Below are 26,804 nucleotides of genomic sequence, written 5' to 3'. Positions count from 1 at the left end.
CCCCGTGTGCAAAATCGCCGACAATGTCGGCTCGACACGCCGCCGCGCGGCTGACGCGCCCGGCCGGCCCGCACCTGGCCGGCCGCACCTAGCCGGCCGCACCGGTTCCCGGCCGCTTCGCACCACCATGAGACTCAAGGCAAAGATCTTCCTTCTGGCCATCGTGCCGTTCCTGCTCGCGATCGCCGGCATCGGCTTCGGCGTGCGCCAGCAGGCGACGTCGCTCGCGCGCACGCAGCACGCGACGATTCAGGCCGCGTACCTGTCGAGCAAGGAAGTCGAGCTGAAGCACTACGTCGAGCTCGCGACGAGCGCGATCATGCCGCTCTACGATGCGAGCGGCCGCAATGCGCGCGACGACGCGCTGCTGCGCACGCAGGCGCTCGCGATGCTGCAGAAGATGGATTTCGGGCCCGACGGTTATTTCTTCGTATACGACCTGCACGGCAATGCGCTGATGCATCCGCGCGAGCCCGAACGCGTCGGTCACAACTTCTGGTCGATGCGCGACCCGCAGGGTGCGCTGACGATCCAGCAGCTGATCGGCGCGGCATCGCACGGCGGCGGCTACGTGCGCTACGCATGGCAGCGGCCGTCGACGGGCCGCGTCGCGCCGAAGCTCGGCTACGTGGTCGCGCTCGAACGCTGGGGCTGGATGGTCGGCACGGGCATCTATCTCGACGACGTCGACACCGCGCTGCAGCGCATCGACGCGCGCGCGTCCGCGAACATCGAGCGCACGATGAGCTGGCTCACCGCGATCGCGCTCACGGGCGCGGCGGCGATCGCCGTGTGCGCGCTGGTGCTGAACGTCAGCGAGTCTCGCAGCGCCGACGCGAAGCTCAAGCTGCTCGCGCAGCGCGTCGTCGAATCGCAGGAGCAGGAGCGCGCGCGGCTGTCGCGCGAACTGCACGACGGGATCAGCCAGATGATGGTGTCCGCGAAGCTGATGCTCGAATCCGCGCTCGCGCGTTTCGAACGCGGCGCGTCGCGCGTGCCCGAGGCCGAACAGGCGCTCGTGTCGGGCGTCGGGCGGCTCGGCGACACGCTGCGCGAAGTGCGGCGCATCTCGCATGCGCTGCGTCCGTCGATGCTCGACGATCTCGGTCTCGCGGCCGCGCTCGAGCAGCTCGTCCGCGAGCTCGGCGCCGAAAGCGGCATCGACATCGGCTATACGCAGGTCGCGCACAGCGGCACGCGGCCGCTGCCCGAGGCTGTCAACACCGCGCTGTTCCGGATCGCACAGGAGGCGCTCAGCAACATCGTGCATCATGCGCAGGCGACGCGCGCGGCCGTCACGCTCGACGTCGGCGCGTTATCCGTCACGCTGACCATCGCCGACAACGGCTGCGGCTTCGACGCCGAACGCTCGCAGGCCGACGCGCGCCGCGGCATCGGCCTGCGCAACATGCGCGAGCGCCTCGACGCGCTCGGCGGCATGCTGACGATCTCGTCGCAGGTCGGCCACACGATCGTCGCCGCACGTGTGCCGCTGCGCGGCACCACGTGACGACGCACCCCATAACAGGAGACCTTTCGCATGAGCGCCCCCGACACTGCCCGGCCCGCCGCCCGATTGCTGCTCGTCGACGATCACCCGCTCGTGCGCGACGGCTTGCGGATGCGGCTCGAAGCAGCCGACCTGTCCGTGGTCGGCGAGGCCGGCAACGCCGACGAGGCGCTCGCGCTCGCCGCGTCGCTCGAACCCGATCTCGCACTGATGGACGTCGGCATGAACGGGATGAACGGCATCGCGCTCTCGGGCGTGTTCCACGAGCGTTTTCCCGGCATCCGCGTGCTGATGCTGTCGATGCACGACAACATCGAATACGTGACGCAGGCCGTGCGTGCCGGCGCGAGCGGTTACCTGCTGAAGGATTCGCCCGCGAGCGAGATCGTCCGCGCGATCGGCGCGGTACTGGCCGGGCAGACGTTCTTCAGCGAAGGGCTCGCCGCGCGGATGATCCATGCGAGCGCGACCGCGTCGCCGCTCGATCGGCTGACGCCGCGCGAACGCGACATCCTCGACGCGCTGGCCGAAGGGTTGTCGAGCAAGCAGATCGCGCAGCAGACGGGGCTGTCGGTGCGCACGGTGGAAACGCACCGGCTCAATTTGAAGCGCAAGCTCGAGATCGAAGGGCAGGCCGAACTGATCAAGTTCGCGGTCGAGCATCGGCGGCGGTAGGCACGCCCGGCGCGGCGATCCGCTGCGGAAGACGCGACCAGCCGGCCTGCACGCCGCATCGTTCCAGCTGCGAAGACGTCACGCACGACGCCGTCGTCCGCGATTGCCTGCGGATGCTCGGCGCCGGCGAATAATGCGCGACGGGCGGGTGCCGCACGCGCGGCCCGCAACGAAAAAGGGCGCCCGAGAGCGCCCTTCATGCATCCAGACTGCGGGCCGCGCAGCGGCCGTCAATTCGTCCGCGAATTGTGCTTCTGCAGATACGCGATCAGCCCGGCGATCCCGCCCGACGCGAGCTGGCTCTTGAACTGGCCCTGGTAGACCTGGATCAGCCACGCGCCCGACATGTCGATGTCGTAGATCTTCCAGTCGTTGCCGACCTTGCCGAGACGATAGCCGACCGACTGGCTGTCGCCCGGCGTCGTCACCGTCGACTGCACGAGCGCGTCGGCGCCCGACGCGCCGCCGGCCTTGAACGAGAACTTCGCGTCCTGACCGCCGAGCTGCGCGAGCGACGCGGCATAGGTGCGCGTCATCAGCAGCTTGAACTGCTTGTACAGCTCCTGTTGCTGGTCCGGCGTCGCCTGCTTCCACGCGTCGCCGACGGCGATGCGGGTCGTGCGCTCGAAGTTGGTCGCGGGCAGGAAGCGCTGCTCGACGACCTGCGTGACCTTCGCCATGTCACCGCCGCGGGCGGCCGGATCGGCCTTCATCGCGGTGACGGTGCCCTCGACCGCATTGCGGACGATATCGACCGGCGCGCTCTGCGCGAAAGCGGAAACCGACACGGCGGCGGCCGCGACGAAAGCAAACAGATGACGTTTCATACGGATATCGATATCGCACTCAATGGGAAAAAACGACCGGCTCTTTGCATCGGCCGGTGGGGCAAAGTATACCGGGGCTGACGCCCGGTTGCCGCGCCGTGACCGACTGTTACCTTTCAGCTTCATTTGTCACAGGCGCGGGCGACGGCGCGGCGAGGCAGCGCGGCGCCGATTATGTAAACATACCCTTACAAAACAGCCGGCCACCGGCATCGATTCCGCCGCCGCGAACAAATCTCCTTCCCGCCCCGAAACCCGCAACGTCACGTCCGTCGCCACGCCGCGCCGGTATACTTGGCTACTTTGCCCTTGCCAGCCGCTTCCCACCGCCACATGGTGACATCTCTCATCGTCCGACTCGTTGCGTGGTCGGTGCGCCGTCCCGTCTGGGTCGTCGTCCTGTCGCTCGTCATCGCTGCCCTCAGCGGTGTCTACGTCGCGCAGCATTTCAAGATCAACACCGACATCAGCAAGCTCGTCGATGCGGAACCGCAATGGGCCGCGCTCGGCCAGGCCGTCGACAAAGCGTTCCCGCAACGCAGCGGCACGATCCTCGCGGTCGTCGAAGCGCCCGCGCCCGAGTTCGCGAATGCCGCCGCGCATGCGCTGACCGAAGCGCTGCAGAAGCAGGCCGAAGCCGGCCGCATCGGCCAGGTCGCCGAGCCCGGCGGCGGGCCGTTCTTCGAGCACAACGGGTTGCTGTTCCTGTCGCCGCAGGAAGTCTCCGATACGACGTCGCAGCTCGCGAGCGCGCGCCCGCTCGTCAACGAACTCGCGAAGAACCCGAGCCTGACCGGGCTCGCGACGACGCTGGCCACCACGCTCGGCCAGCCGCTCCTGACCGGCCAGGTGAAACTGCCCGCGATGGCGAAGCTGCTCGCGCGCAGCGCCGCGACGGTCGACGACGTGCTGGCCGGCAAGCCGGCGGCGTTCTCGTGGCGCGCGCTGGTCGACAGCGACGCCGCGCGGCAGCCCGCGCGCGCGTTCGTCACCGTGCAGCCCGTGGTCAACTACGGCGCGCTGAAGGCCGGTGCGGAAACCAGCCAGGTGATCCGCGACGCTGCCCGTTCGCTCGACCTGGAGAAGCGTTACGGCGCGGCCGTGCGCCTGACCGGCGAACAGCCGCTCGCCGACGACGAATTCGCATCGGTCGAGGACGGCGCGGCGCTCAACGGCGCGCTCACGCTGCTCGCCGTGCTCGTCATCCTGTGGCTTGCGCTGCGCTCGAAGCGGATGATCGGCTCGGTACTCGTCACGCTGTTCGTCGGCCTCGTCGTGACCGCCGCGCTCGGCCTCGCGATGGTCGGCTCGCTGAACATGATCTCGGTCGCGTTCATGGTGCTGTTCGTCGGCCTCGGCGTCGACTTCTCGATCCAGTACGGCGTGAAGTACCGCGAGGAACGCTTCCGCGATCCGCGCATCGATCATGCGCTGATCGGCGCCGCGCACTCGATGGGCATGCCGCTCGCGCTGGCCACCGCGGCCGTCGCGGCAAGCTTCTTCTCGTTCATCCCCACCGCCTATCGCGGCGTGTCCGAGCTCGGCCTGATCGCGGGCGTCGGGATGTTCGTCGCCCTGCTGACCACGCTCACGCTGCTGCCCGCGCTGCTGCGCCTGTTCGCGCCGCCCGGCGAATCGAAGACGCCGGGCTTCCCGTGGCTCGCGCCGGTCGACGATTTCCTCGATCGTCATCGCAAGCCGATCCTGATCGGCACGCTCGTGGTCGTGATCGGCGCGCTGCCGCTGCTCGCGTTCCTGCGCTTCGACTTCAACCCGCTGCACCTGAAGGATCCGCACAGCGAATCGATGGCGACGCTGCTCGCGCTGAAGGATTCGCCCGAAGCAGCCGTCAACGACGTCACGCTGCTCGCACCGTCGCTCGCCGACGCCGACGCGGCCGCGAAGCGCCTCGACGCGCTGCCCGAAGTCGGCCGCACGACCACCCTGTCGACCTTCATCCCCGCCGACCAGCCGGCCAAGCGCGCGGCGATCGCCGCGGCCGCGAGCGACCTGCTGCCCGCGCTGACGCAGCCGGCCGCGCCGCCCGCGACCGACGCGCAGCGCGTCGCCGCGCTCAAGCGCGTGTCGGACCTGCTCGGCTACGCGGCGGAAGATCACCCGGGCCCGGGCGCGGCCGCCGCGCAACACCTGTCCGCGTCGCTCGCGAAGCTTGCCGCCGCCGACAGCGCGACGCGCGACCGCGCCGAGCGCGCGTTCTCCGATACGCTGCGCATGGCGCTCAGCCAGCTCGCGGCGCTGCTCCAGCCGCAGGACATCACGCGCGAATCGCTGCCGCCGCAACTCGTGCGCGACTGGGTCGCGCCGGACGGCCACGCGCTCGTGCAGATCTCGCCGAAGGTGCCGAAGGGCGTCGACCCGAACGACGACACGATGCTGCGCCGTTTCGCGCAGACCGTGAAGGCCGCGGAACCGGGCACGACCGGCGGGCCGATCTCGATCCTGCATTCGGCCGACACGATCATCAACGCGTTCCTGCACGCGGCGCTGTGGTCGATCATTTCGATCACGATCCTGCTGTGGCTCACGCTGCGCCGCTTCGGCGACGTGCTGCGCACGCTGGTGCCGCTGCTCGTGTCGGGCGTCGTGACGCTCGAGATGTGCGTCGTGCTCGGCATGCCGCTCAACTTCGCGAACATCATCGCGCTGCCGCTGATGCTCGGCGTCGGCGTCGCGTTCAAGGTGTATTTCGTGATGGCGTGGCGCGCGGGGCAGACGGGGTTGCTGCAATCGAGCCTCACGCACGCGGTGCTGTTCAGCGCCGCGACGACGGCGACCGCATTCGGCAGCCTGTGGCTGTCGCACCACCCGGGCACGTCGAGCATGGGCAAGCTGCTCGCGCTGGCACTGACCTGCACGCTGATCGGCGCCGTGATGTTCCAGCCCGTCCTGATGGGCAAACCGCGCGTCAAACGCGCCAAGAACCAATCGCAAGGAATCAATGAATAAGGTGCGAATCATTGCGGCGACCGTCGCCGCCAGCGCAATGCTGACCGGCTGCGCGACGGGACCGAACCGCAATCCGAACGACCCGCTCGAGCCGATGAACCGGACGATGTACAAGATCAACGACGCGGTCGATTCGAACATCGCGGTGCCGATCGCGAAGGGTTACCAGAAAATCACGCCGACGCCCGTGCGCACCGCGATCAGCAACTTCTTCTCGAACCTCGGCGATCTCGGCAACATGGCGAACAACCTGCTGCAGTTGCGCATCACCGATGCGACGCAGGATCTGATGCGCGTGGCGATGAACTCGCTGTTCGGCGTCGCCGGCCTGATCGACATCGCGACGCCGGCCGGGCTGCCGAAGCATCACCAGGATTTCGGCCTGACGCTCGCGCGCTGGGGCGTGCCGTCCGGCCCGTACCTCGTGCTGCCCGTGTTCGGGCCGAGCACGGTCCGCGACGGCGTCGGCCGCGCGGTGGACGTGCGCTTCAACCTGCTCAACTACATCGAGCCGGCCGCGCGCAATCCGATGTACATCGCGCAATTCATCAGCGCGCGCTCGGACCTGCTCGGCGCGACCGACCTGCTGAAGCAGGCCGCGCTCGATCCGTATTCGTTCGTGCGCGACGCGTACCTGCAGCAGCGCAAGTCGCTGACGTATCGCAGCCAGTCGTCGTCGACCGCGGTGCCGAACTACAGCGAGCCGGGCGAATCGGGCGCCGTGCCGGCCGCGACGCCGGCCGTGCCGGGGCTGCCGAACTACGAGGATCCGGGCGAGTCGGGCGGCGCATCGGGTACCACGCCGAACAACGCACCGGCCGCGCCGGGATTGCCGCAGTACGACGATCCGGGTGCGGACAATGCGATGCCCGCGAGTGCGCCTGCCGCGGCACCGGCAGCGGCACCGGCATCGTCGGGCCCGGCGACGGTGCCGGCCGCTGACGGTACACCGGCCGCGCCGGCGATGCCCGCGAGCAGTCCGGCCGCGCAGTAACGCCACAACGGCGACCGCCGCAAAAACAAAGAGCGCTGCATGATGCAGCGCTCTTTTTTTGTCCACGGGAAACGGGAAACCGGGAAGTGGAGGGGGAGAAACGCGGCGCGTGCCGCTCAGACGATCCGCATCGCGCCCGTACGCTCGAATGCGTGCCGTGCCTGGATCAGCGTCGTGCGCGCCGCGCGCGCATCGCTCGCGACCTGCAGCAGCGGGCCGAGCTGCGACGGCTGCTTCAGCAATTCGCGCAGGATCGGCAGGATCGCCGTGCTGCCGTCGTCGCGCAGGCCGGCCGTTGCCGCGCGCGGCAGCGTGCGCCACGCCGGATCGACGATCGCGCGGCACACCGCGAACGGCACGCCGCGCGCAGCCGCGAAGGCCGCCGCGATGTGCGACTCCATGTCGACGGCGAGCGCGCCCTTCGCATGGTGCAGCGATGCCTTTTCCTGTTCGCTGACGACCGGCGCACCGACCGCCGCGATCGTGCCGCGCGTGACGCGCGCCCACACCGGCGTGTCGTGCAGCGCCGCGACGAGCCGCGCGCTCCACCCCGTATCGGTCTCGACACGGCCGAACGGCCCGTCGATCGCGGTCGCGATCACGAGCGCGCCGGGCGCCAGATCGGGCGCGAGGCCGCCCGCCGTGCCGAAGCTCACGATGCCCGCGCAACCGCGCGCGGTCGCGTCGGCCAGCGCGCGCTCGAGCCGGTCGGCCCGCGCGGCGAATACGGCCTCGACGCCGTCGCCGCGTGCGATGCGCGCCTCGAACGCCATCCCCGTCACCGCGATGACGGGCGATGCGCCGTTGTGCCGTGACGTGCCCACGCGTTACATCCCGACCGTGACGCGCGTCGCGTTGTCGCGCTTCAGGTTGCGGTAGCGCGCGAGCGCCCACAGCGGGAAGAACTTGCGATAGCCGTGATAGCGCAGGTAGAACACGCGCGGGAAGCCCGTCGCCGTGAAGCGCGTCTCGTCCCACAGACCCTCTTCGTTCTGCTCGGCGATCAGGTAGTCGACGCCGCGCGCAACGGCCGGGTTGTTCACCTCGCCGGCCGCCATCAGGCCGAGCAGCGCCCAGGCCGTCTGCGACGCCGTGCTCGGCGCCTGCTCGAAGCCGCGGTAGTTCAGCTTGTAGCTGTCGCCGTCCTCGCCCCAGCCGCCGTCCTTGTTCTGGATCGACAGCAACCACTGCGCGCCGCGCTTCACGCGCGGATCTTCTGGCCCGAGGCCGGCCGCGTTCAGCGAGCACAACGCCGTCCACGTGCCGTACACGTAGTTCATCCCCCAGCGGCCGTACCAGCTGCCGTCCGGCTCCTGCTCCTTCAGCATGTAGTCGAGCGCGCGACGGGTCGGCTCGCTGTTCGCGGCCGTCTCGCCGAGCTGCGACAGCATCGACAGGCACCGGCCCGACACGTCGGACGTCGGCGGATCGAGCAGCGCGCCGTGATCGGAGAACGGGATGTTGTTCAGGTAGTACTGCGTGTTTTCCGGCTCGAACGCGCCCCAGCCGCCGTCGCTGCTCTGCATGCCGACGACCCATTCGCGTGCGCGCGCCATCGAATCGCGGTACGCGTCCGACTGCCTGAGCTTCTGCGCGCGGTCCATCGCCATCACGACCACGGCCGTATCGTCGACGTCCGGGTAGTGCGCGTTCGCGTACTGGAACGCCCAGCCGCCGGGCCGCACGTTCGGGCGGCGCGAGATCCAGTCGCCGCGCACGTCGAGAATCTGCAGCGGGCGCAGCCAGTCGAGGCCGCGCAGCACGGCGTCCTCGGCGCGCGCATCGCCGGTTTCGAGCAGCGCGTGCGCCGCGAGCGACGTGTCCCACACCGGCGACAGGCACGGCTGGCAATACGCTTCGTCCTCCTGCACGACGAGCAGCTTCTCGAGCGCCTTGCGCGCGATCGCGCGGTTCGGATGATCTTCCGCGTAGCCGAGCACGTCGTACATCATCACCGCGTTGGCCATCGCCGGATAGATCGCGCCGAGGCCGTCCTCGCCGTTCAGGCGCTCGTCGACGAACGAGACGGCCTGGCGGATCGCGCGTTCGCGCGTATAGCTCGGGAACAGGCCGTCGACCGCGCGCAGCGCATGGTCGACCACGCGGAAGAACGCGAACCAGCCGGCGCTCTGGTGCCCCTGGCGCGGCAGCAGCCCGGCGTTGACGGGCGGATCGATGAACAGCTCGTCGATGCGCACGCCGCGCGGGTTCTTCGCGAGCGGGCGCTTCGCGTTCAGCACGAGCAGCGGCACGATCACGGTACGCGCCCAGTACGACACCTTCGACAGGTGGAACGGGAACCACTGCGGCAGCAGCATGATCTCGACCGGCATCATCGGCACCGCGCGCCACGGAATCGCGCCGTACAGCGCGAGCTGGATACGCGTGAACACGTTCGACATCTCGGCGCCGCCCATCGCGTGGATCGCCCGGCGCGCGCGCTGCATGTGCTCGGCGTTCTCGTCGTCGCCGATCACCTTCAGCGCGAAATACGCCTTCACGCTCGCGCTGATGTTCGGCGCGCCGTCGGTGAACAGCGGCCAGCCGCCATCGGCTTGCTGGATGCGGCGCAGATACCGGCCGATCTTCTGTTCGAGCTCGAGGTTCGGCGTCTCGCCGAGATAGTGGACGAGCAGCACGTATTCGGCGGGAATCGTCGAATCGGCTTCGAGTTCGTAGACCCAGTGTCCGTCCGCCTTCTGCGCGGCCAGCAGCGCGTCGGTCGCACGTGCGACGGCCGCGTCGACGCCGGCTGGCACGGTGCCGGCGGACAGGGTAGCCATTTCGGTGAGATCGTTCATCGGTCCCTCTCTCTTATTGTGTCTGGAGCACGTCCGCGGCCAGTTGGCCGGAACGGATCGCGCCCTCGATCGTGGCGGGCAAGCCGGTGGCAATCCAGTCGCCCGCCAGCACAAGATTGGTCCAGCGCGTACGCACGGCCGGACGTTTCATTTCCTGCGACGGCACCGCCGCAAAGCCCGCGCGCGGCTCGACGACGAGCTGCCACGCAGGGATGGTTTCCGGGTTCGCGCCCGTCACGCGCGCGACGTCTTCCCAGATTCGCTGCGCAAGCACGTCGCGCGGCGTGTCGAGCCAGCGGCCCGCATCGCGGATCGTCGCCGCGAGCTGGCCGCCGCCGGCGCGCACCGCATCGACGGTGCCATTGACGACGGTCGTCTGCAGCGGGCTGCCGGCTTGCGGCTCGACCGCGAAATACGCGGTCACGACCGCGCTGAAGGTATCCGGCGCGGTGAGTTCGGGTACCAGCGGCAACGCGACCTCGGGCGGCACGGCCAGCACGACCGCGTCGCCCGGCGCGAGATCGATGCGCCCGCCGCCGATCGCGACCGCGTCGACCGCATTGCCGTGCGCGCCGAACTCGAACGCGTCGAGCCGCGAGTTCAGCCGGATCTGCGCGCCGCCGTACTGCAGCATGCGCAGCGCCGGTTCGACGAATGCGCTGCCGAGCCCGTGGCGCGCGACGAGCGGACGGCAACCGGGGCCGCCCGCGGCAAACATGCTGCACAGCACCGTGCGCGCGAGTTCGGCACTCGCGTGGCGCGGCTCGACGTTCAGCACCCCGAGCCAATACGGCCGCAGCCAACGATCCCACAGCACGCCGTCGCATCGCATCGTCTGTGCGAGTGAACGGCCCATGCGCGCAAATGCGAGCGGGGCGAGCGCGAGGTAGTCGAGCGGCGTCGTGCCCGGCGCGCGCGACGCGGCATCGAACAGCCACGACGGCCAGTGCCCGTTGCCGAAACGCAGCGTCCAGCGCTGCTGCGACGCGACGTCGACGACCGGACATTCAGGCAGCGCGGGCCCGACCAGTTGATCGGCCGCGCCGGTCGCGCGCAGGTAGCGCTGCGTGGCCGCCTGCCCCGCGAAGACCGCATGCAGCCCGCTGTCGAGCGTCGTGTTCAGCGTCCCGTCGAACCATGACCGGCAGCGGCCGCCCGCATGCGCGTGCGCGTCGTGCAGCACGATGTGCCGCCCGCGGCGTTGCAGCTCGACCGCGGCCGACAGGCCCGCGAGTCCGGCACCGATCACGTGGACGGTTCTGGGCATCGACTCGGTCGACTCAGAACAGCGCGTAGCGCGCGGCGATCATCAGCATGCGCGCTTTCGGCTTGCGCAGCGGGGCGCGCGGGGCGGCAAAGCCGCGTGCGACCGCGGCTTCGAGAATGCAGCGATACGCGCCCGACATGATGCGCGGCGCCTTCACCTGCGCACGCGGGCAGGTATCCATCACCGCGTCGGCCTCGCGGAAGTGCTCGAGCGCGCGCTCGACGAGCGTCGCGCACACGCGCGGCAGCGCCGGATCGCGCACGATCGTCGCCGGATCGGTGATCGCGATGCCTTCGCGCGCAAGCAGCTCGCGCGGCAGGTAGCAGCGGTTGATCGCCGCGTCGTCGTCGATGTCGCGCAGGATGTTGGTCAGTTGCAGCGCGCGGCCAAGGTGATGCGACAGCTTGATCCCTTCGGCTTCCGGCATCCCGAATATCCTCACCGACAGCCGGCCGGCCGCGCTCGCCACGCGATCGCAGAAGAGGTCGAGCGTCGGCTCGTCGGGCGCGCAGATGTCTTCTACCGCGTCCATCGCCATCCCGTCGATCATCGCGTGGAAGTCGTCGCGCTGCAGGTTGAATGCGCGGATCTCGCGATCGAGCGCGGCCAGATGGCGCGGCGGGCGACCCGCGAAGCACGCGTCGATGTCGGCGCGCCAGCGATCGAGGCCCGCGTTGCGCTCGGCGCGCGGCAGGTCGCTGTCGGCGATATCGTCGACCGCGCGGCAGAACGCATAGACCTGGAACATCGCATCGCGCTGCACCGCCGGCAGGATGCGCATCGCAAGATAGAAAGAACTGCCCGATGTGACGGCAGCGGCGTCGGTTTCTTGTTCGTCCACGACGGAATTGGAAACGGCCAAGACAAGCTCCACGGAGACACCCACGCGGGGCGATTGAAGAAGCCATGCCCGGCTGGGATGGTCAGGGTGTCAAATGCGTGCGAGATATGCGAACGATCGACGCAGACAGGCACAAATTACCGGCCGGATGCCGGAATTGGGCGAAAGTATAGCAATCTTTGAAGTTCGATGGCGGACACGCGCCACGCCCGGCGGGGCGCCGGGAGCCGCCGGCAGGCCGGCGCGGCCGGCCTCGGCGTGAACAGGCGCCGGCGTGAACAGGCGCCGGCGGCTCGTCAGCCGTAAACGATGTCGCGCTGCAGGTCGAGCGCAATCAGCCCCATTTCGCGGGTGAGCTGCAGCATCGAGCGGCGTTCGAGGCGCGAACCCATGAAGCTCGTCACGCGGCCGTCGGGCTCCGCGGTGAACTGGAACACCGCGCCGCCCGTGCCGAACCACGCGCCCGGCACGTCGGGCGACTCGTGCCAGTCGATCTGCTCGAACACGCGCGCGATGCCCGCGCGCACCAGGTCGCCCGGGCCGATCGGCGGCGCGATCTCGCCCAGATCGTCGAGCGAATAGGGGCCAGGTTTATTCGGCCTCCGATAGAAGAGATAGTCGACGTTCATGGGGCGCAATCACGGGCAAAGCAACAAATTAGCGCGCTTCGGCTCAAATGCATATCGGATCCGGACGAAATGTGGCCTGCGCGAGACAAGAGGGACGGATCGCAGCCCGCCGCGCAATCGTGCCGTGCGTTCGCGCTTGGATGCGCACGGGTTCGTCTAAGATGACACCTTTCTCGAAAAAACACGAACGCCATGGAGACGACCGTAACCGCCCCCCCGCAGTCCGACCATCCTGTCTTCGTCCTCGTGCACGGCGCCTGGCACGGCGCGTGGTGCTACGCGCACGTCGCGGCCGCGCTGGCCGCGCGCGGCTACCTGTCGATCGCGCGCGACCTGCCCGCGCACGGCATCAACGCCCGCTTTCCCGCGTCCTATCTCGAACGGCCGCTCGACAAGGACGCGTTCGGCGCCGAGCCGTCGCCGGTCGCGAACACGACGCTCGACGATTACGCGTCGCAGGTGATGCAGGCCGTCGACGACGCGTATGCGCTCGGCCGCGGCAAGGTGGTGCTGGTCGGGCACAGCATGGGCGGCCTCGCGATCACGGCGGCCGCCGAACGCGCGCCGGAAAAGATCGCGAAGATCGTCTATCTCGCGGCATTCATGCCGGCCTCGGGCGTGCCGGGCCTCGACTACGTGCGCGCGCCCGAGAACAGCGGCGAGATGCTCGGCCCGCTGATGCTCGCGAGCCCGCGCGTGGCCGGTGCGCTGCGCATCGATCCGCGCAGCGGCGACGCCGCATATCGCGAGACGATGAAGCGCGCGCTGTACGACGACGTGCCGCAGGCCGACTTCGAGGCCGTCGCGAACCTGATGACCTGCGACGTGCCGGCCGCGCCGTTCGCGACCGCGATCCCGACGACCGCCGCGCGCTGGGGCGCGATCGACCGTCACTACATCAAGTGCCTGCAGGACCGCGTGATCCTGCCCGCGCTGCAGCAGCGCTTCATCGACGAAGCCGACGTGTTCGCGCCCGGCAATCCGACCCACGTGCACCAGCTCGACAGCAGCCATTCGCCGTTCGTGTCGCAGCCGGCCGTGCTGGCGGGCGTGCTGGCCGGCATCGCGAAAAGCTGAACGCGGCACGCGCGGCGTGCAGCCGCTGCGCGCGCTGCGGGGCGGGCGCGCCTACGCGTAGGCAACCGAGCGGTCGCGCCCGAGCCGCTTCGCGCGATAGAGCGCGGCGTCGGCCTCGTTGACGAGCACGTCGCTGGTCGGCGCGCCCGTCTTCGCGCACGCGCCGCCGACGCTCGCCGTCACCGGCACGCTGACGCCCTCCGCATCGACCGGCACGCTGCCGATCGCGTCGCGCACCTTGTCGGCCACCAGCATCGCCTCGTCGAGATTCGTGCACGGCAGCAGCAGCGCGAATTCCTCGCCGCCGAAACGGCCGAACGTATCCTGCGCACGCACGATCGACGCGACGCGGCGCGCCGTCTCGCGCAGCACGGCGTCGCCGGCCGCATGTCCGAAGCGGTCGTTGATCGTCTTGAAGTGGTCGAGGTCGAACAGCAGCACCGACATGTCGCCTCCGTAGCGCTGCCAGCGCGCGAATTCGTCGCCGAGCCGCACTTCGAAGAAACGCCGGTTCGCGATGCCGGTCAGGCCGTCGCGATTCGCGTGTTCGCGCAGCTTCGCGACCGCTTCCTCGCGCTCGCGCTGCATCACGCTCACATGCGTGACGTCCGAGATCGTCACGCACACGGCCTCGACATCGCGGCCGCGCGTGAGCGGCATGAACGTACAGTCCTGCTGCATGTAGTCGATGCCGCCGGTAATCGGCCGGTCGTGCTCGAAGCGGAACAGGTAGGGCCGCTGCTCCCACGAGCTGAACGCGAAGCTGCCGAGCTGGAACACGCTCTCGACCTTGCGCGACAGCCACGCGCGCGGCAGGTCCGGAAAGCAGTCGAACAGGTTGCGGCCGATCACGTCGGCGGCCGGGATGCCGCTGTGGTCCTGCATGAAGCGATTCCACATCAGCACGGTCATCGATCGGTCGAGCACGAACAGGCCGAAGCCCACCCGCTCGATCACGAGGTCGCTCAGCGACGGCGCGGCGGCCGTCATAGCGCGGACAGCAACGCGTCGAGCGCGTCGCCCATCAGCCGGATCGAATCCTCGGCCATCAGCATCACGAAGTGGGCACGGAATGTGTGGTCCTCGAGCCCGAAGTTCACCTCGAGCAGCAGCGCGACGCTCCACGCGAGCACGTTCGGCTGGAATACGTCGTCGAACGACACGTTCGCGCCGAGCAGCCCCGGCGGAAAGAACACGGGTTTGCGACCGAGCTCGTCGAGGATCGACGCGACGCATGCGCCCATCAGCACGTTCGCGACGTCGAACACGAGTTCGTCCGGCGTCGCCATCCCGCCGGACACGCCTTCGCCGAACGTGCGGTCGACGATCGACATGAGCCGCGCGACGCCCGCGCTGCGGCACAGGACGATCGCCTCGCCCTTGATGTCCGAACGGAAGCCCTGGCGCACGGCGGTCACGTTGTCGTGAATGCCCGTCATCTCGCGCAGCGCGTCGCCCGCGTCGGCCGCTTTCACGACGCGCACACGCGGCACCGACAGTTCGATGAAGCGCCCGAGCAATAACGCAAGCCGCGCGGCGGCGCGGCCCATTGCAAGGTTGGCGATCTCCTGCAACGCGTCGCGTTGCTCCGCCGTGAACACCGATTCAGGCATACAACCCATACTCCTTGAGAATGGGCAGCAATGCCTCCGACGTCACGGGCTTGGCAACGAATGCGATCGCGCCCAATTCACGCACGCGTGCTTGCGCCTGCGGCTGGATATCGGCGGATACCACGATCACGAACGTGTTCAGATCTTCGTGGCGCAGTGTTTCCAGTACCTGATATCCGCTCATGTCGGGCATCGTCAGGTCCAGAAACATCACGGAAGCTTTGCCGTCACGATAGAGCGCCAGGGCCTCGCGACCATTCGCTGCGTACGCGACGTCAACGTCCCAGTCTCCCGGCAACGCCTTTGTCAGAAGTTTGCGAGCGAGCAGCGAATCGTCGGCAATTACAATTGGCAAAGGCATGGAGCGAAGCGGTATACGGAATGGTCTCTCTCGCGTTAACGACCGCGCGGCGCGCTTCTTGAGGCGCCATGCGTTTCGGGCGCGGGCAACCGCCTTGCGGCCGCGCGCGGGCGCCGCGAGCAGGTGCGCGCGACGCACCGCGCGGCGAACGCCGGCGGGCGCATATATCTGTCATAGGGAAAGCAAGGCGCGATTCTCTGAGTAAACCGGAGGCGATGCAACTCGCCATATTCACCATTTCGAACAGAATCGGTCCGATCGCGCGTCATTCCGAAAACAGCCACGACCATTTTCGAGATAAGTACGCAAAATTTTTCCTTGTGTACGTTTGCGCTGCCGGATTCGTCGCGTTTTCAATCTGACAGTCTCCTCCTGTCGGAATCGACAGGATCGTGCGCGTACGGGGCCGCGCGGCGGGCCCTCGCAACTCGTTTATGATGGCAGGCACCTCTGCTTCACCCTCTGCTTCGATGACGTCCGACCGGCCTGCCGACTCCCACGATCCCGCCTCCACGCCCGCCGACGACTGGCAGGACGACGGCAACTATGCGTCCGGCGCGCCCGAGCACGATTTCGCGGTCCGCCGCGTCACGCTGATCGTGCTGCTCGTCGCGGCGATCGTGCTGCCGTGCATCTACGTGGTGGTGATGGCGTACAACGACCTGAAGGCGCGCGAGGCCGCCGCGAGCGACGTGACGATGCGCACGGTGCGGGTCGCCGAAGAGCACGCGCTCAAGGTGTTCGACCTGAGCGAAACGCTCGATGCACGCATCGTCGATCTCGTACAGGACATGGACGACGCGACCGTGCGCAACAGGGAATCCGACATCCACGAAGCGCTGAACACGATCGGCGGCGGCTATCCGCAGGTGGCCGCCGTGTCGATCTTCGGCGCGAGCGGGATGCTGCTCGCCAACAGCCTCTACTATCCGGCGCCCTATGCGTCGATCGCGAACCGCGACGACTTCGCCGGCATCCGCGACGGCAAGGTCATCGAACACATCTCGCGGCTGATGATGGGCCCGCTCAAGCTCGAGAACATTCCCGTGTTCAACACGGGCGTCGCGCGGCGCCATAGCGACGGTTCGTTCGCCGGGATGGTGTCGATCGCACTGAAATCGTCGTATTTCAACGCGTTCTACCGCGACCTGCTCGGCGGCGCGAGCACGCCGATGACGATGGCGCTCGCGCGCTCGGACGGCGCGGTGATCGCGTCGTATCCGCCGCCGCCGTCGCTCGCGCACACCGATCGCGCAGCCACGTTCGGCGATGGGCGCAACGATCCGCGTGCGGGCGTCGTGCGCGTGCGCCACGACGGCGCGAGCAGCGAGATCGTCGCGTACCGCCAGGTCGGCAGCTATCCCGTCTACGTGACGTGTGCGTATCGCACGTCGGCGATCTGGCATGAATGGTACGAACACCTGAGCGTGCTGTTCATCTCGATGTTCGCGCCGTCGATCGCGCTGTGGTCCGTGATCTGGCTGTCGCTCAAGCGGCTGAAAGCGGAAGAGGAGGCGTGGGATCGCTGGCAGGCCGAAGCGTCGATGCGCCGCTCGATCGAATCGGCGTACCGGCAGTCGCGCAAGATGCAGGCGCTCGGCAACCTCGTCGGCAGCGTCGCGCACGACTTCAACAACCTGCTGATGATCATCTCGAGCAACGTGCAGATCGCGCGGCGGCGCGGGGTTCAGCATCTCGACAAGGAACTCGGCGCGATCGAACGCGCGCTGAAGAACGGGCAATCGCTCACGCGCCAGCTCCTCGGCGTCGCGCGCAAGCAGCCGCTGCACAACGAGACGATCGACGTCGGGCAATGGGTCGGCACGTGCCGCGAACTGCTGAAGACGTCGCTCGGTTCGAAATCGTCGCTGGTCGTCGCGATCGAGCCCGGCGTCTGGCCGATCCGCGTCGACGTCGCGGAGCTCGAGCTCGCGGTGATCAACCTCGCGGTCAACGCGCGCGACGCGATGGCGGTCGGCGGCCGCTTCACGGTCGGCGCGCGCAACGTGACGCTGCGCCGCGAGGACGGCTTTCCGCTGACCGGCGATTTCGTGCAGATCTCGCTCGACGACACCGGCTCGGGCATGGCGCCCGACGTGCTCGCGCGCGCGTTCGAACCGCTGTTCACGACGAAGGCGCAGGGCATGGGGACGGGGCTCGGGCTGCCGCAGGTGTTCGCGTTCTGCGAACGCTCGGGCGGCCTCGCGACGATCGACAGCGCGGTCGGCGCCGGCACGTCGGTGCGCCTCTACCTGCCGCGCGCGCGCGCCGAGGACGTCGTCGCGCGGCCGCAGGCCGTCGTGCACGACACGGGCGCGCTCGCGGGGCTGCACGTGCTGCTCGTCGAGGACAACGGCGAAGTCGCGGCCGGCACCGAAGCGCTGCTGTCGCTGCTCGGGCACCGCGTGACCTATGCGCCCACCGCCGACGACGCGTTGCGCCTGATCGAAGGCGCGGCCGCGAACGACGCGTTCGACCTCGTGATTTCGGATATCCACATGCCGGGCCGCCTGAACGGCATCGACCTCGCCGAAGCGGTCGAGAAGCGGCCGGGAAAGCTGCCCGTGATTCTCGTCACGGGTTACGCGGAGGAGCTCGACCGCACGCGCACCGTCAACGTCCGCGTGCTGTCGAAGCCGTTCGACATCGCACTGCTCGACGAGATCCTGCTGAGCATCCGTGAAGCGCGCGACGCACGGCACGCCGGCGCGTGACCCACTGCGTGCGGGCCGGCGCCGGCGGCATGAACGGCCGCGGCGATCAGGCCGACTTCAGCAGGCGCACCCAGCCCGCGTAGCGATCGACGAAGCCCTGCAGGAACTTGCGGGTGTCCTCGCTGACGATCTGGCCCTGCTCGTCGATGCGAGCCGGATCGTGCTTGATGAACATCTCGGGCTGCCCGAGCGTCTTCACGTCGAGGTACGCCAGCACGTTGCGCAGGTGCTGCTGGGCGAGCGCCGTGCCCGTCGCGCCCGGCGACGTGCCGAGCACCGCGCCCGGCTTGCCCGACCACGAGTTGGCACCCCACGGCCGCGAACCCCAGTCGAGCGCATTCTTCAGCACGCCCGGCATCGACCGGTTGTACTCGGGCGTGACGAACAGCAGCGCGTCGGCGGCTTCGATCGACTGCTTGAAGCGCTTCGCGACGTCCGGGAAATCCGCGTCGTAGTCCTGGCTGTACAGCGGCAGCTCGCCGATCTCGACGAACTCGAACGAAAAATCGGCGGGGGCGAGCGAGATCACGGCGTGCGCGAGCGCGCGGTTCGACGAAGCGCGGCGCAGGCTGCCGACGACGACCGCAATACGATAGGACATGGCATTCTCCTTCCGGTGAGTGAGGAATCGGATCGATTGCTTCCGAACAGGCGACAAAGGTCTGTTTATAGGCAAGCCAGCCCGTGAACCGCCCCACGGGGCCGTCCGGCCGACTTTCCACAAGGTTTTCCACAGAAACTGTGGATAACTCGACCGTTATGTTCTGATGTTACAAACTGCCCGCCGCACGACGCCGTCGGCACGCGATACGGGTTTCGGCAAGCATAGCGCAGCGCGCCGGCCGGTTTCGTGAATTCGTGACGGAACATACGTTGCAGGCCGGCACTGCGCCCAGTAAGCTGCTCGCACCGCGATGTGCCCGCCCGGTGGTGCAAGCGCGATCGCCTCGAGACACTGCTACCCAGACATGCCGTCCGCGTACGACGACCCCGTTTATCTCGCGCAACTGCGGCGCGACCTGCTGCGCTTCGCGCGACTCCAGCTCCGCGATGCCGACGCGGCCGAAGACGCCGTGCAGGAAGCGCTGACCGCCGCGTGGTCGCACGCAGGCGATTTCGCGGGGCTGTCGGCCCACAAGACCTGGGTGTTCGGCATCCTGCGCAACAAGCTGATCGACGTGCTGCGTGCGCGGCAACGGACGGTGAGCCTGTCTGCGCTCGACGCCGAGCTCGACGGCGAATCCGTGCTCGATCGCGAGCTGTTCAAGGAAAACGGGCACTGGGCTCCGCATGCGAAGCCGCGACCGTGGCCGCGCCCCGAAACGCTGTTGCAGCAACAGCAGTTCTGGACGCTGTTCCAGGCCTGCCTCGATCACCTTCCGGAGCAGATCGGGCGCGTGTTCATGATGCGCGAATTCCTCGATGTCGAGATCATGGATATCTGCAGCGAATTGACGCTGACGACGAATCATTGCAGCGTGCTGCTGTATCGGGCGCGCACGCGCCTGCGAACCTGCCTGAGCGAAAAAGGACTGACGACCGAAGATGCTGCCGGGGAAATGTACTGACGTGACGCGACTGCTGTCGGATGCGCTCGACCGGCATCTGACCTTGCATGAGCGCCTGCAGGTGCGCGTGCACCTGCCGACCTGCAGTGGCTGCAGAGCCTATCGCGGGCAGATTGCGCTGCTGCGAACGGCCGCGAAAGCGGCGGCGGGGCGGGAACCGGGTGATGACGACACGTCGTCCGGGGTAGGCTAGCCCCGGCCCGTGTTGCCGCTATCGTCCGGGCCGCGGGTCGCAGTGGCGCAACGCGCAACTGTGGTGCCCGGCGATCGCACCGGCTTCGACTGCCGGTGTCGACTGCCGGTGTCGATTGCCGGTGTCGATTGCCGGTGTCGATTGCCGGTGTCGATTGCCGGTGTCGATTGCCGGTGTCGATTGCCGGTGTCGATTGCCGGTGTCGATTGCCGGTGTCGATTGCCGGTGTCGATTGCCGGTGTCGATTGCCGGTGTCGATTGCCGGTGTCGATTGCCGGTGTCGATTGCCGGTGTCGATTGCCGGTGTCGATTGCCGGTGTCGATTGCCGGTGTCGATTGCCGGTGTCGATTGCCGGTGTCGATTGCCGGTGTCGATTGCCGGTGTCGACTGCCGGTGTGGTCGCCGGGCTGAAGCAATAAGAAAAATACGCCGGGCAAGAATTATTCGAACAGCGCTTGCACCGCTTCGGGCGGCCGACCGATGGCCGCCTTCCCTCGATAGATGACGATCGGACGCTGCAGCAAAACCGGATGAGCGGCAATCGCCTCGTAGGCTTGCGCATCGGTCAGGTCCGCGCGGGCCAGATCCAGCGTCTTGTACGGTTCCTCGCCGTCGCGCAGCATGTCGCGAACCGGGCGGCCGAGCTGCCGATGCAGCGCTTCCAGTTCCTCGACCGTCGGCGGCGTCTTCAGGTACTCGACGACGTTCACCGGCGTGCCGGTAGTGTTCAGCGTCTCGACCAACGCAAGCGTCTCGCGCGACTTCGAGCATCGGGGGTTGTGGTAGATCGTGATCATCATTCGGGCCTGGATGGGAGAGGGCTGTATTGTAGCCAGTCTGCATCGGGGGTTTCGGCGCAGGCGGTAGTGGGGTAGCGGTGCGCGGATTCGATGCTTTGGCGACGCTGATTGGCGAGAAGACGCCGCCCGCGACACGGGTCTCGGGAAAGACGATGCATCGGGGATGTGCTTCAAAGAGCTCACGTGTTTATGCGCATAAAGTCGTGCGGCCTGCTATCTCGAGGCAAGGATATGGATTCGCAAGCCTGCGCATCGTGATGTGTGTTTCGGGTGGCCAAGGGCGCAGGCGATCGCGTGGTACGTCGATTGGTTTATGCGCATAAAGCCTGCGATCGCTCGACAGGGTACAGGGCGACTCATCGCGCCGACGAGCATCGACAGCCATGGCACCGAAGCGAACGTTGCGTCGATGTGCTGTTCTGTCAGGGCATCCCGGCTTGCCGAATTGATGCGAGTAGGCACGTGATCGCTAGGTACTCGCCATCCATCGACCGCGGTTTATGCGCATAAACGTAGCGGCTCGACATGGCGTGATGCCGATGCACATCGCCTCCATGGCACACTTCCCGCACTGCGTATCTGACCAAGGCGGACAAGATCACGCCCGCGCTCGGGAGTACCTCGCTGTCCTGCCGCACGGTTGGCCTCCCCGGTCGTCGCAGAGTTTATGCGCACAAACTCACCTGCTCGCAGACACGACCACCCACCACCGTCACGCGAAAGGGCAGCGCACTTCGATCTCGGCAGCACCCACTGCGCGTACCGACGACGCGCGTCGTGATGACACAACCATCGTGTGGCTCGCCAACGTCCGCAGACATCACCCACGCCACCGATCACGCCACCGATCGCCGCCGGTCTGTTTATGCGCATAAACCGATAGCCCGAATGGCTAACGCGTAGTTGTCGAACGACAATTTCATTGAAATATAAATATCGTCCTGTAGAATTCCAACGACCAAAATAGGAGTGAAAATTGGCCGCGGAAATCATTGCAGTCACTCAACAAAAAGGTGGCGTCGGCAAAAGCACGATTGCCATGCACCTCGGCGCCGCGTTCCATGAAAAAGGGAAGCGCATCCTCGTCATCGACGCAGACCGTCAAAACACACTGGTTCACTGGTCGAGCGCATCCGGCGACAGCGACACCGGCATCCCGTTTCCGGTCGTCAACCTCGCCGAAGCCGACGGCCAGATCCATCGCGAGATCAAGAAGTTCATCAACGACTACGACATCATCGTCGTCGACTGCCCGCCGTCGATCACCGAGAAGGTATCCGGCGTTGTCCTGCTGGCCGCATCGATTGCCGTGATCCCGACTTCGTCGTCGCCGGCCGATTACTGGTCGAGCGTCGGGCTGGTCAAGCTGATCCAGCAGGCACAGGTCATGAACGAAGACCTTCGCGCGGTATTCCTGCTGAACAAGACCGAAGAGAAGCGCATGCTGACCCGCGAGCTCAAGCGCGCGCTCGAAGAGCTCGGCTTCCCGCTGCTGAAGACGCAGATCCCGACCCGGGAAGCGTACAAGCAGGCGATGGCGCTCGGTCAGACCGTGCTGCAGATGAACGATCGTGGCGGCAAGCTCGCCGCCGCCGAAATTCGCGCATGTGCCGACGAAATCGTCGCCATGCTGCCCTGACTTTATGCGCACAAAGGAGTCACATGAAACCTTCCCAATTTGCAAAAGGATTCCAAGCGCGCCCGGATATCACGACGAGCGAGAAGCGCACGGCACTCGACCGGCTCAATGCGATTGACGGCATCGTCAAGTCCGAGACGCCCGCCGCCGTACCGACCAAATCCGCGAAAAAAGACATCGCGCCGCCGCCCGCTCCCGAGCTCACGCTCGATCCGTCGATCGACGAATCGACGCAATATCGCGCGTGGCGTCTCGAGAACCGCTATGCACCGGGGCAGGTGATCGAGTTGTCGCTGAAGGCGATCAAGCATAGCCCGTTCAACCCGCGGCACTTCTATCTGAAGTCGTCGATTGCCGAACTCGCGGTCAACCTCGCGAAGCAGGGGCAGCAGCAAGCGATCCACGTGATTCCGGATTACGACAATCCGGGCACGTATTTCGTCAGCGACGGCGGCCGTCGCGTGCGGGCGCTGAAGGAAGCGAACAAGGAATCGGTCAAGGCGATCGTGATCGACGTGCCGATCGGCATCCAGAGCTACAAGCTCGGCTACGACCTGAACGTCCAGCGCGATTCGCAGACGGTGTTCGACAACGCCGTCGTGTGGCGCCGCTTCCTCGACGACAAACATTTCCAGAGCCAGAAGGAGCTCTCCGAGCATCTCGGCCTCGACGAGTCGACGGTGGCCGTCGCGCTGTCGATCGGCAAGTTGCCGGAAGCGATCATGCAGGAAATGGTCGCGCGTCCCGATCGCTTCGGTTCGAACATGGCGTATCAGGTCGGCCGCTATCACAATGCGCGCGGCACCGAGGCCACGCTGCGGCTGATCAACAAGATCGTGTCGGACGATCTCAGCACGCGCCAGGTGTCGGACATCGTCAAGGGCCGTGTCGCTGCGCAGGAGACGCCGAAGGCCGCGGGCCGTCAGCGCTACGCGCAGCGTCTCGAGATCAAGCTCGGCGGCAAGTCGGTCGGCGACCTGAAGTCGTATGGCGAAGACCGCATCGAATTGCGCCTGCGCGGCCTCCCGAAGGACAAGCGCGACGCGATCCTCAAGCAGCTCGAGCGGATGCTGTTGTCGGAGTGATGGAAGCGGCCGGCAGGGCCTGATGAGGACGCCGGGCCCGCCCGGCTGAGCGGGCGGCCGGCGGCGGCCCGTCAGCGGGCCTGAGCGGGCCTCAGGCGGCCCGCGACTGATTCAGCGTGAACGACAGCAGGTCGCCATCCGTCGGCTCGCCCCAGGTCTTCTGGGCCAGCCAGTCGAAAAAGGCCGTCTCGGCCAGCTTGGAATCGAGGCCGCGCTTGCGCCAGTCGTCGCGCAGATGCGAGCCCATCGTCGGCAGCGCCTCCGACTCGAACGACTCGCGCGCCACTTCGCGCTCGGCGTCGCCCTGCTCCTCGTACAGCACCTTCGCTTCCTTGCGGCGGAACGCCGCGAACTCGCTCAGCAGGCGTGCCTTCAGATCTTCCGGCTGCGCCGCTGCGACCTTCGCGGACGGCGTGCCGGCAGGCAGCGCATCGACCGACTCGACCGGCGGCGCATAACCCTTCTTCAGCGCATCCTTGAACAGCGCGGGCGCGCTGCGCACCGGCGGCAGCGTCGTGCTGCGCATCCGCTGCTCGGTCATCTGCAGGGCGGCGCGAATCCGGTTCTCCTCGCTGTCCGCATAGAGCGTCTGCGCTTCCTTCAGCGGGATCCCGAGTTTCACCATCCGGTCGACCAGCGTGCTGTCGAACACGTTCGGGTGTTCGTCGAGCGCCAGCATCGGCTGCTTGCGCTCGGTCACGCGGAACTGGATCTCCGCAACCCGGCGCCCTTCACGGTGCTCGATCAGCTCGACGAAGATATTGGTGACCGCGTTGACTTCCGCGATTGCGGGACGCAGATAGTCGCGCTTGAAGTACTTGTACTCGCGCTTCGCCTCGTCGCCGGCTTCCGTGTCGGGCGTGCCCGACAGGATCGGCCGCCACCATTCCCACGGCTCGCGCATCGTCAGGTGGCTCGGGTTCGTCAGATAGCGCACGCAGATCTCGTACAGCGCGAGGCCGGCGCTGCTGCGCAACTGGCTCTGGAACTGCAGGCTCAGACGCGCATACTGGACCGGGTCGAGCAGCTTCTTCTTGATCTTCGGCGCGAACGAGAATTCGACCCACACGCGGCGGGTCGTCGGATCCTCGAGAATTTCCGCGTCGGCGATCAGCGTCGAGATCCCCCACTTGCGGCCCGGCTTCTGGCTCGACGTCCCGGTGCTCCATTCGACCTGCACCGACACCATGCGGCGCAGGTGCTCCTTCACCAGTGCGGTGTCGTTCGAATCGAAGGCGGAGTTTGCGACGATATCCGACAGCAGCGCGCGATACGTATCGCCCGAGTCGTCGGCCTGCTGCGCGACCGCCAGCAGGACATTGAACAGCTTGCGGGTCAGCAGCGTGATCTTGCCGCTCTTCGGCTGAATTGCGATCGCCTCGACGGCCTTGCGCAATTCGGCTGAACTGGCACTCACCACATCCACATCGGTTTTCTTGGCGCGCTTCGTCGTGGCCATACGTCGGGTCGGAGGAGAAGTTTTCCGGAAGGATAGCGCCTGCGGTGATGTGCGTCCAGAACGACATGCTCACCATAGCCGGTGAAGTGCGCATGCAAATCGGCACTCACCCCAACCGCTCCCGAAAACGCTCACCGGTCCGGAATTGCAGCGTTCCGGACTCGTCCAGACGTGCCGCGGGATGCGCCGATTCACAGAATTTCGCCTGTGCATGACACGTGCGAAACTCGCTCCCGTATCGGCTCACCTTTCGATTTGTCGTAATTTTGCGACTGCCTGGCTGTGAGTTCGCCACAGGGTCGCGATCGCACCTCACAGTGCATCCCCGATCGCGCCGCATCGGGCTGTATGCATGTACAGGCGCGGCTCGCCGCGAGATCGGGATCGCATCCGGCACCCGGAAACGCGCCTTCGAAACCGGCCCGCGCCGCCCGATCGGACCTGCTTTGCCGGCTCGGGCGCGCATTGTACAGCGCACAAACCGTGTCGGGTCCCGAAAATACTCACCTTGAGCACAGTGTATTCTTTCGTCTCGATGCCGCCGAATGTCCGGCACACGAGGGATTGGCTACCAGAGCCTCCCGAAAACACTCACCTCATTGAAAAAATGCCGCACACCAACGGGCTCGTGAACGACTCCCGAAAAGCCTCACCGTAACTGTCGCGGTATCAAAAAACCCAATGCCTTCCGATACTTATGCACAGAAGGCATTTGGCTGTGCCCGGTAGACATCCCCCGAAAAACCTCACCTTTCGACGAAAATCCTTCATACGACAACCGTATGTAGGCTCCCGAAAAATCTCACCTGTCCCAAAAAGGGGCACAGCAAAAACGAGATTTCTTCCAGTCCTGGCGGGCTTTTCGGCGAATCCGGCCGCTCACGGGCCCCGAAAAGCCTCACCTGTGACCATTTTTCGAGCAAATACCGTTCCCGAAAATACTCACCTGTGGCCACGATCACAGCCTGTGATCCATGCCCCGAAAAAGCTCACCTTAGCGAGATCGGGGCAGGAAAACCCGGATTTCCCTCCCGAAAAGCCTCACCTTTAGTGCATCACAGGCCCCGGAAAGCACTTTTGCTGTGCAAAATGGCGTTCGCTTCCCGGAAATCCTCACACCAAATTCCCGTGGAGTCCCGTGAAACCTCACCTTTCGCCAAAACTGCCTAAAAGATGGGCAGAATCGGGGCGCGAAGAAGGTCCCGCAAATTCTCACCTATGTCTGCACAGGCAGAAAACTGTGCAGTCAGGCACAGCGCGGGTTCTGTGGCTGTGAGGCCCCGAAAAACCTCACCTTTGGGAAATCTCGTGTTTCACTGTGATCCCGAATCCGCTCACGACCTTTCCTGCAACGGCTCACGCAGCTCCCTGAACCCAATCACGTCAGCTCCCGCAGACAATCACCTTGGCTCCCGTAAAACTTCACCTTGCCGGCCGGAAAGCCTTGCTGCATAAGGCTGTGCCGTGGCGTTAACGTTTTTAACTAAGGGTTCAAGGGTGTTTACTTCTAATACTCTCAAGACATTGGCTGACGAGTTTTCCACAGATACCCCAACCCCTGAACACCCACAGGGAATAGGATCGTCCGTCATGTGAAACAAATGCCGATTTTCGGGGTTTGCTGGAAAACGCTTGCATTACAAAGACTTGGCTGACTTTCTTCGCTTTGTTTCACGCAATTCTGGACCACGTTCGTCCGGAAAGGCTCACAGGCCCGATTTCTGTGCAGAGCGACGTAAATTCGCAACGTCGACCCGAAACAGGTATCAAAAGATACGTATTT

General features: G+C 66.5%; 23 protein-coding genes. 11 read left to right on the top strand and 12 right to left on the bottom strand.

All coding sequences use genetic code 11. The features are described from left to right. Positions 1 to 127 precede the first annotated feature (127 nt). Together R9B84_RS34705 and R9B84_RS34700 are read left to right on the top strand one after the other, a co-directional pair. On the top strand, positions 128 to 1,510 hold the full coding sequence (locus R9B84_RS34705) for a cache domain-containing protein (RefSeq protein WP_423761890.1): 1,383 nt from the start codon (positions 128 to 130) through the stop codon (positions 1,508 to 1,510). 30 nt (positions 1,511 to 1,540) lie between these two features. After that, positions 1,541 to 2,185 (top strand): response regulator, encoded by a 645-nt coding sequence (locus R9B84_RS34700; protein ID WP_047902116.1) that lies wholly within the window; start codon positions 1,541 to 1,543, stop codon positions 2,183 to 2,185. 230 nt (positions 2,186 to 2,415) lie between these two features. On the opposite strand, the gene R9B84_RS34695 is transcribed toward R9B84_RS34700, so the two are convergent. After that, on the bottom strand, positions 2,416 to 3,012 hold the full coding sequence (locus R9B84_RS34695; protein ID WP_047902115.1) for an MlaC/ttg2D family ABC transporter substrate-binding protein: 597 nt from the start codon (positions 3,010 to 3,012) through the stop codon (positions 2,416 to 2,418). Positions 3,013 to 3,345: 333 nt separating this feature from the next. Here R9B84_RS34695 and R9B84_RS34690 point away from each other — a divergent pair, with 333 nt between their 5' ends. Further along, positions 3,346 to 5,979, top strand: coding sequence for an MMPL family transporter (locus R9B84_RS34690; protein WP_423761889.1), 2,634 nt, complete (start codon positions 3,346 to 3,348; stop codon positions 5,977 to 5,979). After that, positions 5,972 to 6,973, top strand: a complete 1,002-nt coding sequence (locus tag R9B84_RS34685; protein WP_423761888.1) for an MlaA family lipoprotein — start codon at positions 5,972 to 5,974, stop codon at positions 6,971 to 6,973. The genes R9B84_RS34690 and R9B84_RS34685 overlap by 8 nt, the downstream gene beginning before the upstream one ends. A gap of 116 nt (positions 6,974 to 7,089) precedes the next feature. Here the strand turns inward: R9B84_RS34685 and R9B84_RS34680 are convergent, their stop codons facing one another. The 5 genes from R9B84_RS34680 to R9B84_RS34660 form a co-directional block, all read right to left on the bottom strand. Beyond that, positions 7,090 to 7,746 carry a phosphorylase gene (locus tag R9B84_RS34680; RefSeq protein WP_423763541.1) on the bottom strand — a complete coding sequence of 219 codons (657 nt, stop codon included), beginning with the start codon at positions 7,744 to 7,746 and terminating at the stop codon, positions 7,090 to 7,092. A 54-nt stretch (positions 7,747 to 7,800) separates the two neighbouring features. Then, positions 7,801 to 9,774, bottom strand: coding sequence for a squalene--hopene cyclase (gene shc / locus R9B84_RS34675; protein ID WP_423761887.1), 1,974 nt, complete (start codon positions 9,772 to 9,774; stop codon positions 7,801 to 7,803). Between the two features lie 13 nt (positions 9,775 to 9,787). Further along, on the bottom strand, positions 9,788 to 11,041 hold the full coding sequence (hpnE, locus tag R9B84_RS34670; protein WP_423761886.1) for a hydroxysqualene dehydroxylase HpnE: 1,254 nt from the start codon (positions 11,039 to 11,041) through the stop codon (positions 9,788 to 9,790). Between the two features lie 13 nt (positions 11,042 to 11,054). Beyond that, positions 11,055 to 11,903, bottom strand: a complete 849-nt coding sequence (gene hpnD / locus R9B84_RS34665; RefSeq protein WP_423761885.1) for a presqualene diphosphate synthase HpnD — start codon at positions 11,901 to 11,903, stop codon at positions 11,055 to 11,057. A gap of 275 nt (positions 11,904 to 12,178) precedes the next feature. After that, positions 12,179 to 12,511, bottom strand: coding sequence for a hypothetical protein (locus R9B84_RS34660; protein ID WP_047902108.1), 333 nt, complete (start codon positions 12,509 to 12,511; stop codon positions 12,179 to 12,181). A 192-nt stretch (positions 12,512 to 12,703) separates the two neighbouring features. Between R9B84_RS34660 and R9B84_RS34655 the strand changes: the two genes are divergently transcribed. Continuing rightward, positions 12,704 to 13,588 carry an alpha/beta fold hydrolase gene (locus tag R9B84_RS34655; RefSeq protein ID WP_423761884.1) on the top strand — a complete coding sequence of 295 codons (885 nt, stop codon included), beginning with the start codon at positions 12,704 to 12,706 and terminating at the stop codon, positions 13,586 to 13,588. Positions 13,589 to 13,639: 51 nt separating this feature from the next. On the opposite strand, the gene R9B84_RS34650 is transcribed toward R9B84_RS34655, so the two are convergent. The 3 genes from R9B84_RS34650 to R9B84_RS34640 are packed head-to-tail and all read right to left on the bottom strand — an operon-like array spanning position 13,640 to position 15,562. Next, positions 13,640 to 14,578 carry a GGDEF domain-containing protein gene (locus R9B84_RS34650; RefSeq protein WP_423761883.1) on the bottom strand — a complete coding sequence of 313 codons (939 nt, stop codon included), beginning with the start codon at positions 14,576 to 14,578 and terminating at the stop codon, positions 13,640 to 13,642. Next, positions 14,575 to 15,201 (bottom strand): chemotaxis protein CheC, encoded by a 627-nt coding sequence (locus tag R9B84_RS34645; protein ID WP_047902105.1) that lies wholly within the window; start codon positions 15,199 to 15,201, stop codon positions 14,575 to 14,577. The genes R9B84_RS34650 and R9B84_RS34645 overlap by 4 nt, the downstream gene beginning before the upstream one ends. After that, entirely contained in the window at positions 15,194 to 15,562 is a 369-nt protein-coding gene (locus R9B84_RS34640; protein ID WP_011548759.1) for a response regulator, read from the bottom strand. Before R9B84_RS34640 ends, R9B84_RS34645 begins: the two co-directional genes overlap by 8 nt. Before the next feature lie 470 nt (positions 15,563 to 16,032). On the opposite strand from R9B84_RS34640, the gene R9B84_RS34635 reads away from it, so the two are divergent. Next, positions 16,033 to 18,276, top strand: a complete 2,244-nt coding sequence (locus R9B84_RS34635) for a response regulator (RefSeq protein ID WP_423761882.1) — start codon at positions 16,033 to 16,035, stop codon at positions 18,274 to 18,276. 46 nt (positions 18,277 to 18,322) lie between these two features. On the opposite strand, the gene R9B84_RS34630 is transcribed toward R9B84_RS34635, so the two are convergent. After that, positions 18,323 to 18,877 (bottom strand): NADPH-dependent FMN reductase, encoded by a 555-nt coding sequence (locus tag R9B84_RS34630; RefSeq protein ID WP_096473180.1) that lies wholly within the window; start codon positions 18,875 to 18,877, stop codon positions 18,323 to 18,325. Between the two features lie 367 nt (positions 18,878 to 19,244). On the opposite strand from R9B84_RS34630, the gene R9B84_RS34625 reads away from it, so the two are divergent. From R9B84_RS34625 to R9B84_RS34615, 3 genes are read left to right on the top strand one after another with little or no spacing between them, the layout of a single operon-like run. After that, positions 19,245 to 19,844, top strand: coding sequence for an RNA polymerase factor sigma-70 (locus R9B84_RS34625; RefSeq protein WP_047902102.1), 600 nt, complete (start codon positions 19,245 to 19,247; stop codon positions 19,842 to 19,844). After that, entirely contained in the window at positions 19,822 to 20,037 is a 216-nt protein-coding gene (locus R9B84_RS34620; protein ID WP_423761881.1) for a zf-HC2 domain-containing protein, read from the top strand. The genes R9B84_RS34625 and R9B84_RS34620 overlap by 23 nt, the downstream gene beginning before the upstream one ends. Positions 20,038 to 20,079: 42 nt before the next feature. Beyond that, positions 20,080 to 20,457 (top strand): hypothetical protein, encoded by a 378-nt coding sequence (locus R9B84_RS34615; RefSeq protein ID WP_423761880.1) that lies wholly within the window; start codon positions 20,080 to 20,082, stop codon positions 20,455 to 20,457. 21 nt (positions 20,458 to 20,478) lie between these two features. Here R9B84_RS34615 and arsC read toward each other — a convergent pair whose 3' ends face one another. Further along, positions 20,479 to 20,835 carry an arsenate reductase (glutaredoxin) gene (arsC, locus tag R9B84_RS34610; protein ID WP_423763540.1) on the bottom strand — a complete coding sequence of 119 codons (357 nt, stop codon included), beginning with the start codon at positions 20,833 to 20,835 and terminating at the stop codon, positions 20,479 to 20,481. Between the two features lie 979 nt (positions 20,836 to 21,814). Here arsC and parA point away from each other — a divergent pair. Together parA and R9B84_RS34600 are read left to right on the top strand one after the other, a co-directional pair. Further along, positions 21,815 to 22,477, top strand: a complete 663-nt coding sequence (gene parA, locus R9B84_RS34605; RefSeq protein WP_034181507.1) for a ParA family partition ATPase — start codon at positions 21,815 to 21,817, stop codon at positions 22,475 to 22,477. A 23-nt stretch (positions 22,478 to 22,500) separates the two neighbouring features. Further along, on the top strand, positions 22,501 to 23,562 hold the full coding sequence (locus tag R9B84_RS34600) for a ParB/RepB/Spo0J family partition protein (RefSeq protein WP_423761879.1): 1,062 nt from the start codon (positions 22,501 to 22,503) through the stop codon (positions 23,560 to 23,562). Positions 23,563 to 23,653: 91 nt separating this feature from the next. On the opposite strand, the gene R9B84_RS34595 is transcribed toward R9B84_RS34600, so the two are convergent. Beyond that, positions 23,654 to 25,021, bottom strand: a complete 1,368-nt coding sequence (locus R9B84_RS34595) for a replication initiation protein (protein WP_423761878.1) — start codon at positions 25,019 to 25,021, stop codon at positions 23,654 to 23,656. Positions 25,022 to 26,804 lie beyond the last annotated feature (1,783 nt).

Origin of the sequence: Burkholderia sp. NLJ2, from assembly GCF_049487195.1 — a bacterium.
Classification (GTDB): Bacteria; Pseudomonadota; Gammaproteobacteria; order Burkholderiales; family Burkholderiaceae; genus Burkholderia; species Burkholderia pyrrocinia.
Note: the sequence above shows the minus strand (reverse complement) of the source record. Positions and strands in the feature narration are given on the sequence as shown.

Excerpts from the sequence above, each read along its gene's own strand:
- R9B84_RS34705 (WP_423761890.1), top strand. The coding sequence starts at position 128 with ATGAGACTCAAGGCAAAGATCTTCCTTCTGGCCATCGTGCCGTTCCTG.
- R9B84_RS34700 (WP_047902116.1), top strand. The coding sequence starts at position 1,541 with ATGAGCGCCCCCGACACTGCCCGGCCCGCCGCCCGATTGCTGCTCGTC.
- R9B84_RS34695 (WP_047902115.1), bottom strand. The coding sequence starts at position 3,012 with ATGAAACGTCATCTGTTTGCTTTCGTCGCGGCCGCCGCCGTGTCGGTT.
- R9B84_RS34690 (WP_423761889.1), top strand. The coding sequence starts at position 3,346 with ATGGTGACATCTCTCATCGTCCGACTCGTTGCGTGGTCGGTGCGCCGT.
- R9B84_RS34685 (WP_423761888.1), top strand. The coding sequence starts at position 5,972 with ATGAATAAGGTGCGAATCATTGCGGCGACCGTCGCCGCCAGCGCAATG.
- R9B84_RS34680 (WP_423763541.1), bottom strand. The coding sequence starts at position 7,746 with ATGGCGTTCGAGGCGCGCATCGCACGCGGCGACGGCGTCGAGGCCGTA.
- shc (WP_423761887.1), bottom strand. The coding sequence starts at position 9,774 with ATGAACGATCTCACCGAAATGGCTACCCTGTCCGCCGGCACCGTGCCA.
- hpnE (WP_423761886.1), bottom strand. The coding sequence starts at position 11,041 with ATGCCCAGAACCGTCCACGTGATCGGTGCCGGACTCGCGGGCCTGTCG.
- R9B84_RS34660 (WP_047902108.1), bottom strand. The coding sequence starts at position 12,511 with ATGAACGTCGACTATCTCTTCTATCGGAGGCCGAATAAACCTGGCCCC.
- R9B84_RS34655 (WP_423761884.1), top strand. The coding sequence starts at position 12,704 with ATGGAGACGACCGTAACCGCCCCCCCGCAGTCCGACCATCCTGTCTTC.
- R9B84_RS34650 (WP_423761883.1), bottom strand. The coding sequence starts at position 14,578 with ATGACGGCCGCCGCGCCGTCGCTGAGCGACCTCGTGATCGAGCGGGTG.
- R9B84_RS34645 (WP_047902105.1), bottom strand. The coding sequence starts at position 15,201 with ATGCCTGAATCGGTGTTCACGGCGGAGCAACGCGACGCGTTGCAGGAG.
- R9B84_RS34640 (WP_011548759.1), bottom strand. The coding sequence starts at position 15,562 with ATGCCTTTGCCAATTGTAATTGCCGACGATTCGCTGCTCGCTCGCAAA.
- R9B84_RS34635 (WP_423761882.1), top strand. The coding sequence starts at position 16,033 with ATGACGTCCGACCGGCCTGCCGACTCCCACGATCCCGCCTCCACGCCC.
- R9B84_RS34630 (WP_096473180.1), bottom strand. The coding sequence starts at position 18,877 with ATGTCCTATCGTATTGCGGTCGTCGTCGGCAGCCTGCGCCGCGCTTCG.
- R9B84_RS34625 (WP_047902102.1), top strand. The coding sequence starts at position 19,245 with ATGCCGTCCGCGTACGACGACCCCGTTTATCTCGCGCAACTGCGGCGC.
- R9B84_RS34620 (WP_423761881.1), top strand. The coding sequence starts at position 19,822 with ATGCTGCCGGGGAAATGTACTGACGTGACGCGACTGCTGTCGGATGCG.
- arsC (WP_423763540.1), bottom strand. The coding sequence starts at position 20,835 with ATGATCACGATCTACCACAACCCCCGATGCTCGAAGTCGCGCGAGACG.
- R9B84_RS34600 (WP_423761879.1), top strand. The coding sequence starts at position 22,501 with ATGAAACCTTCCCAATTTGCAAAAGGATTCCAAGCGCGCCCGGATATC.
- R9B84_RS34595 (WP_423761878.1), bottom strand. The coding sequence starts at position 25,021 with ATGGCCACGACGAAGCGCGCCAAGAAAACCGATGTGGATGTGGTGAGT.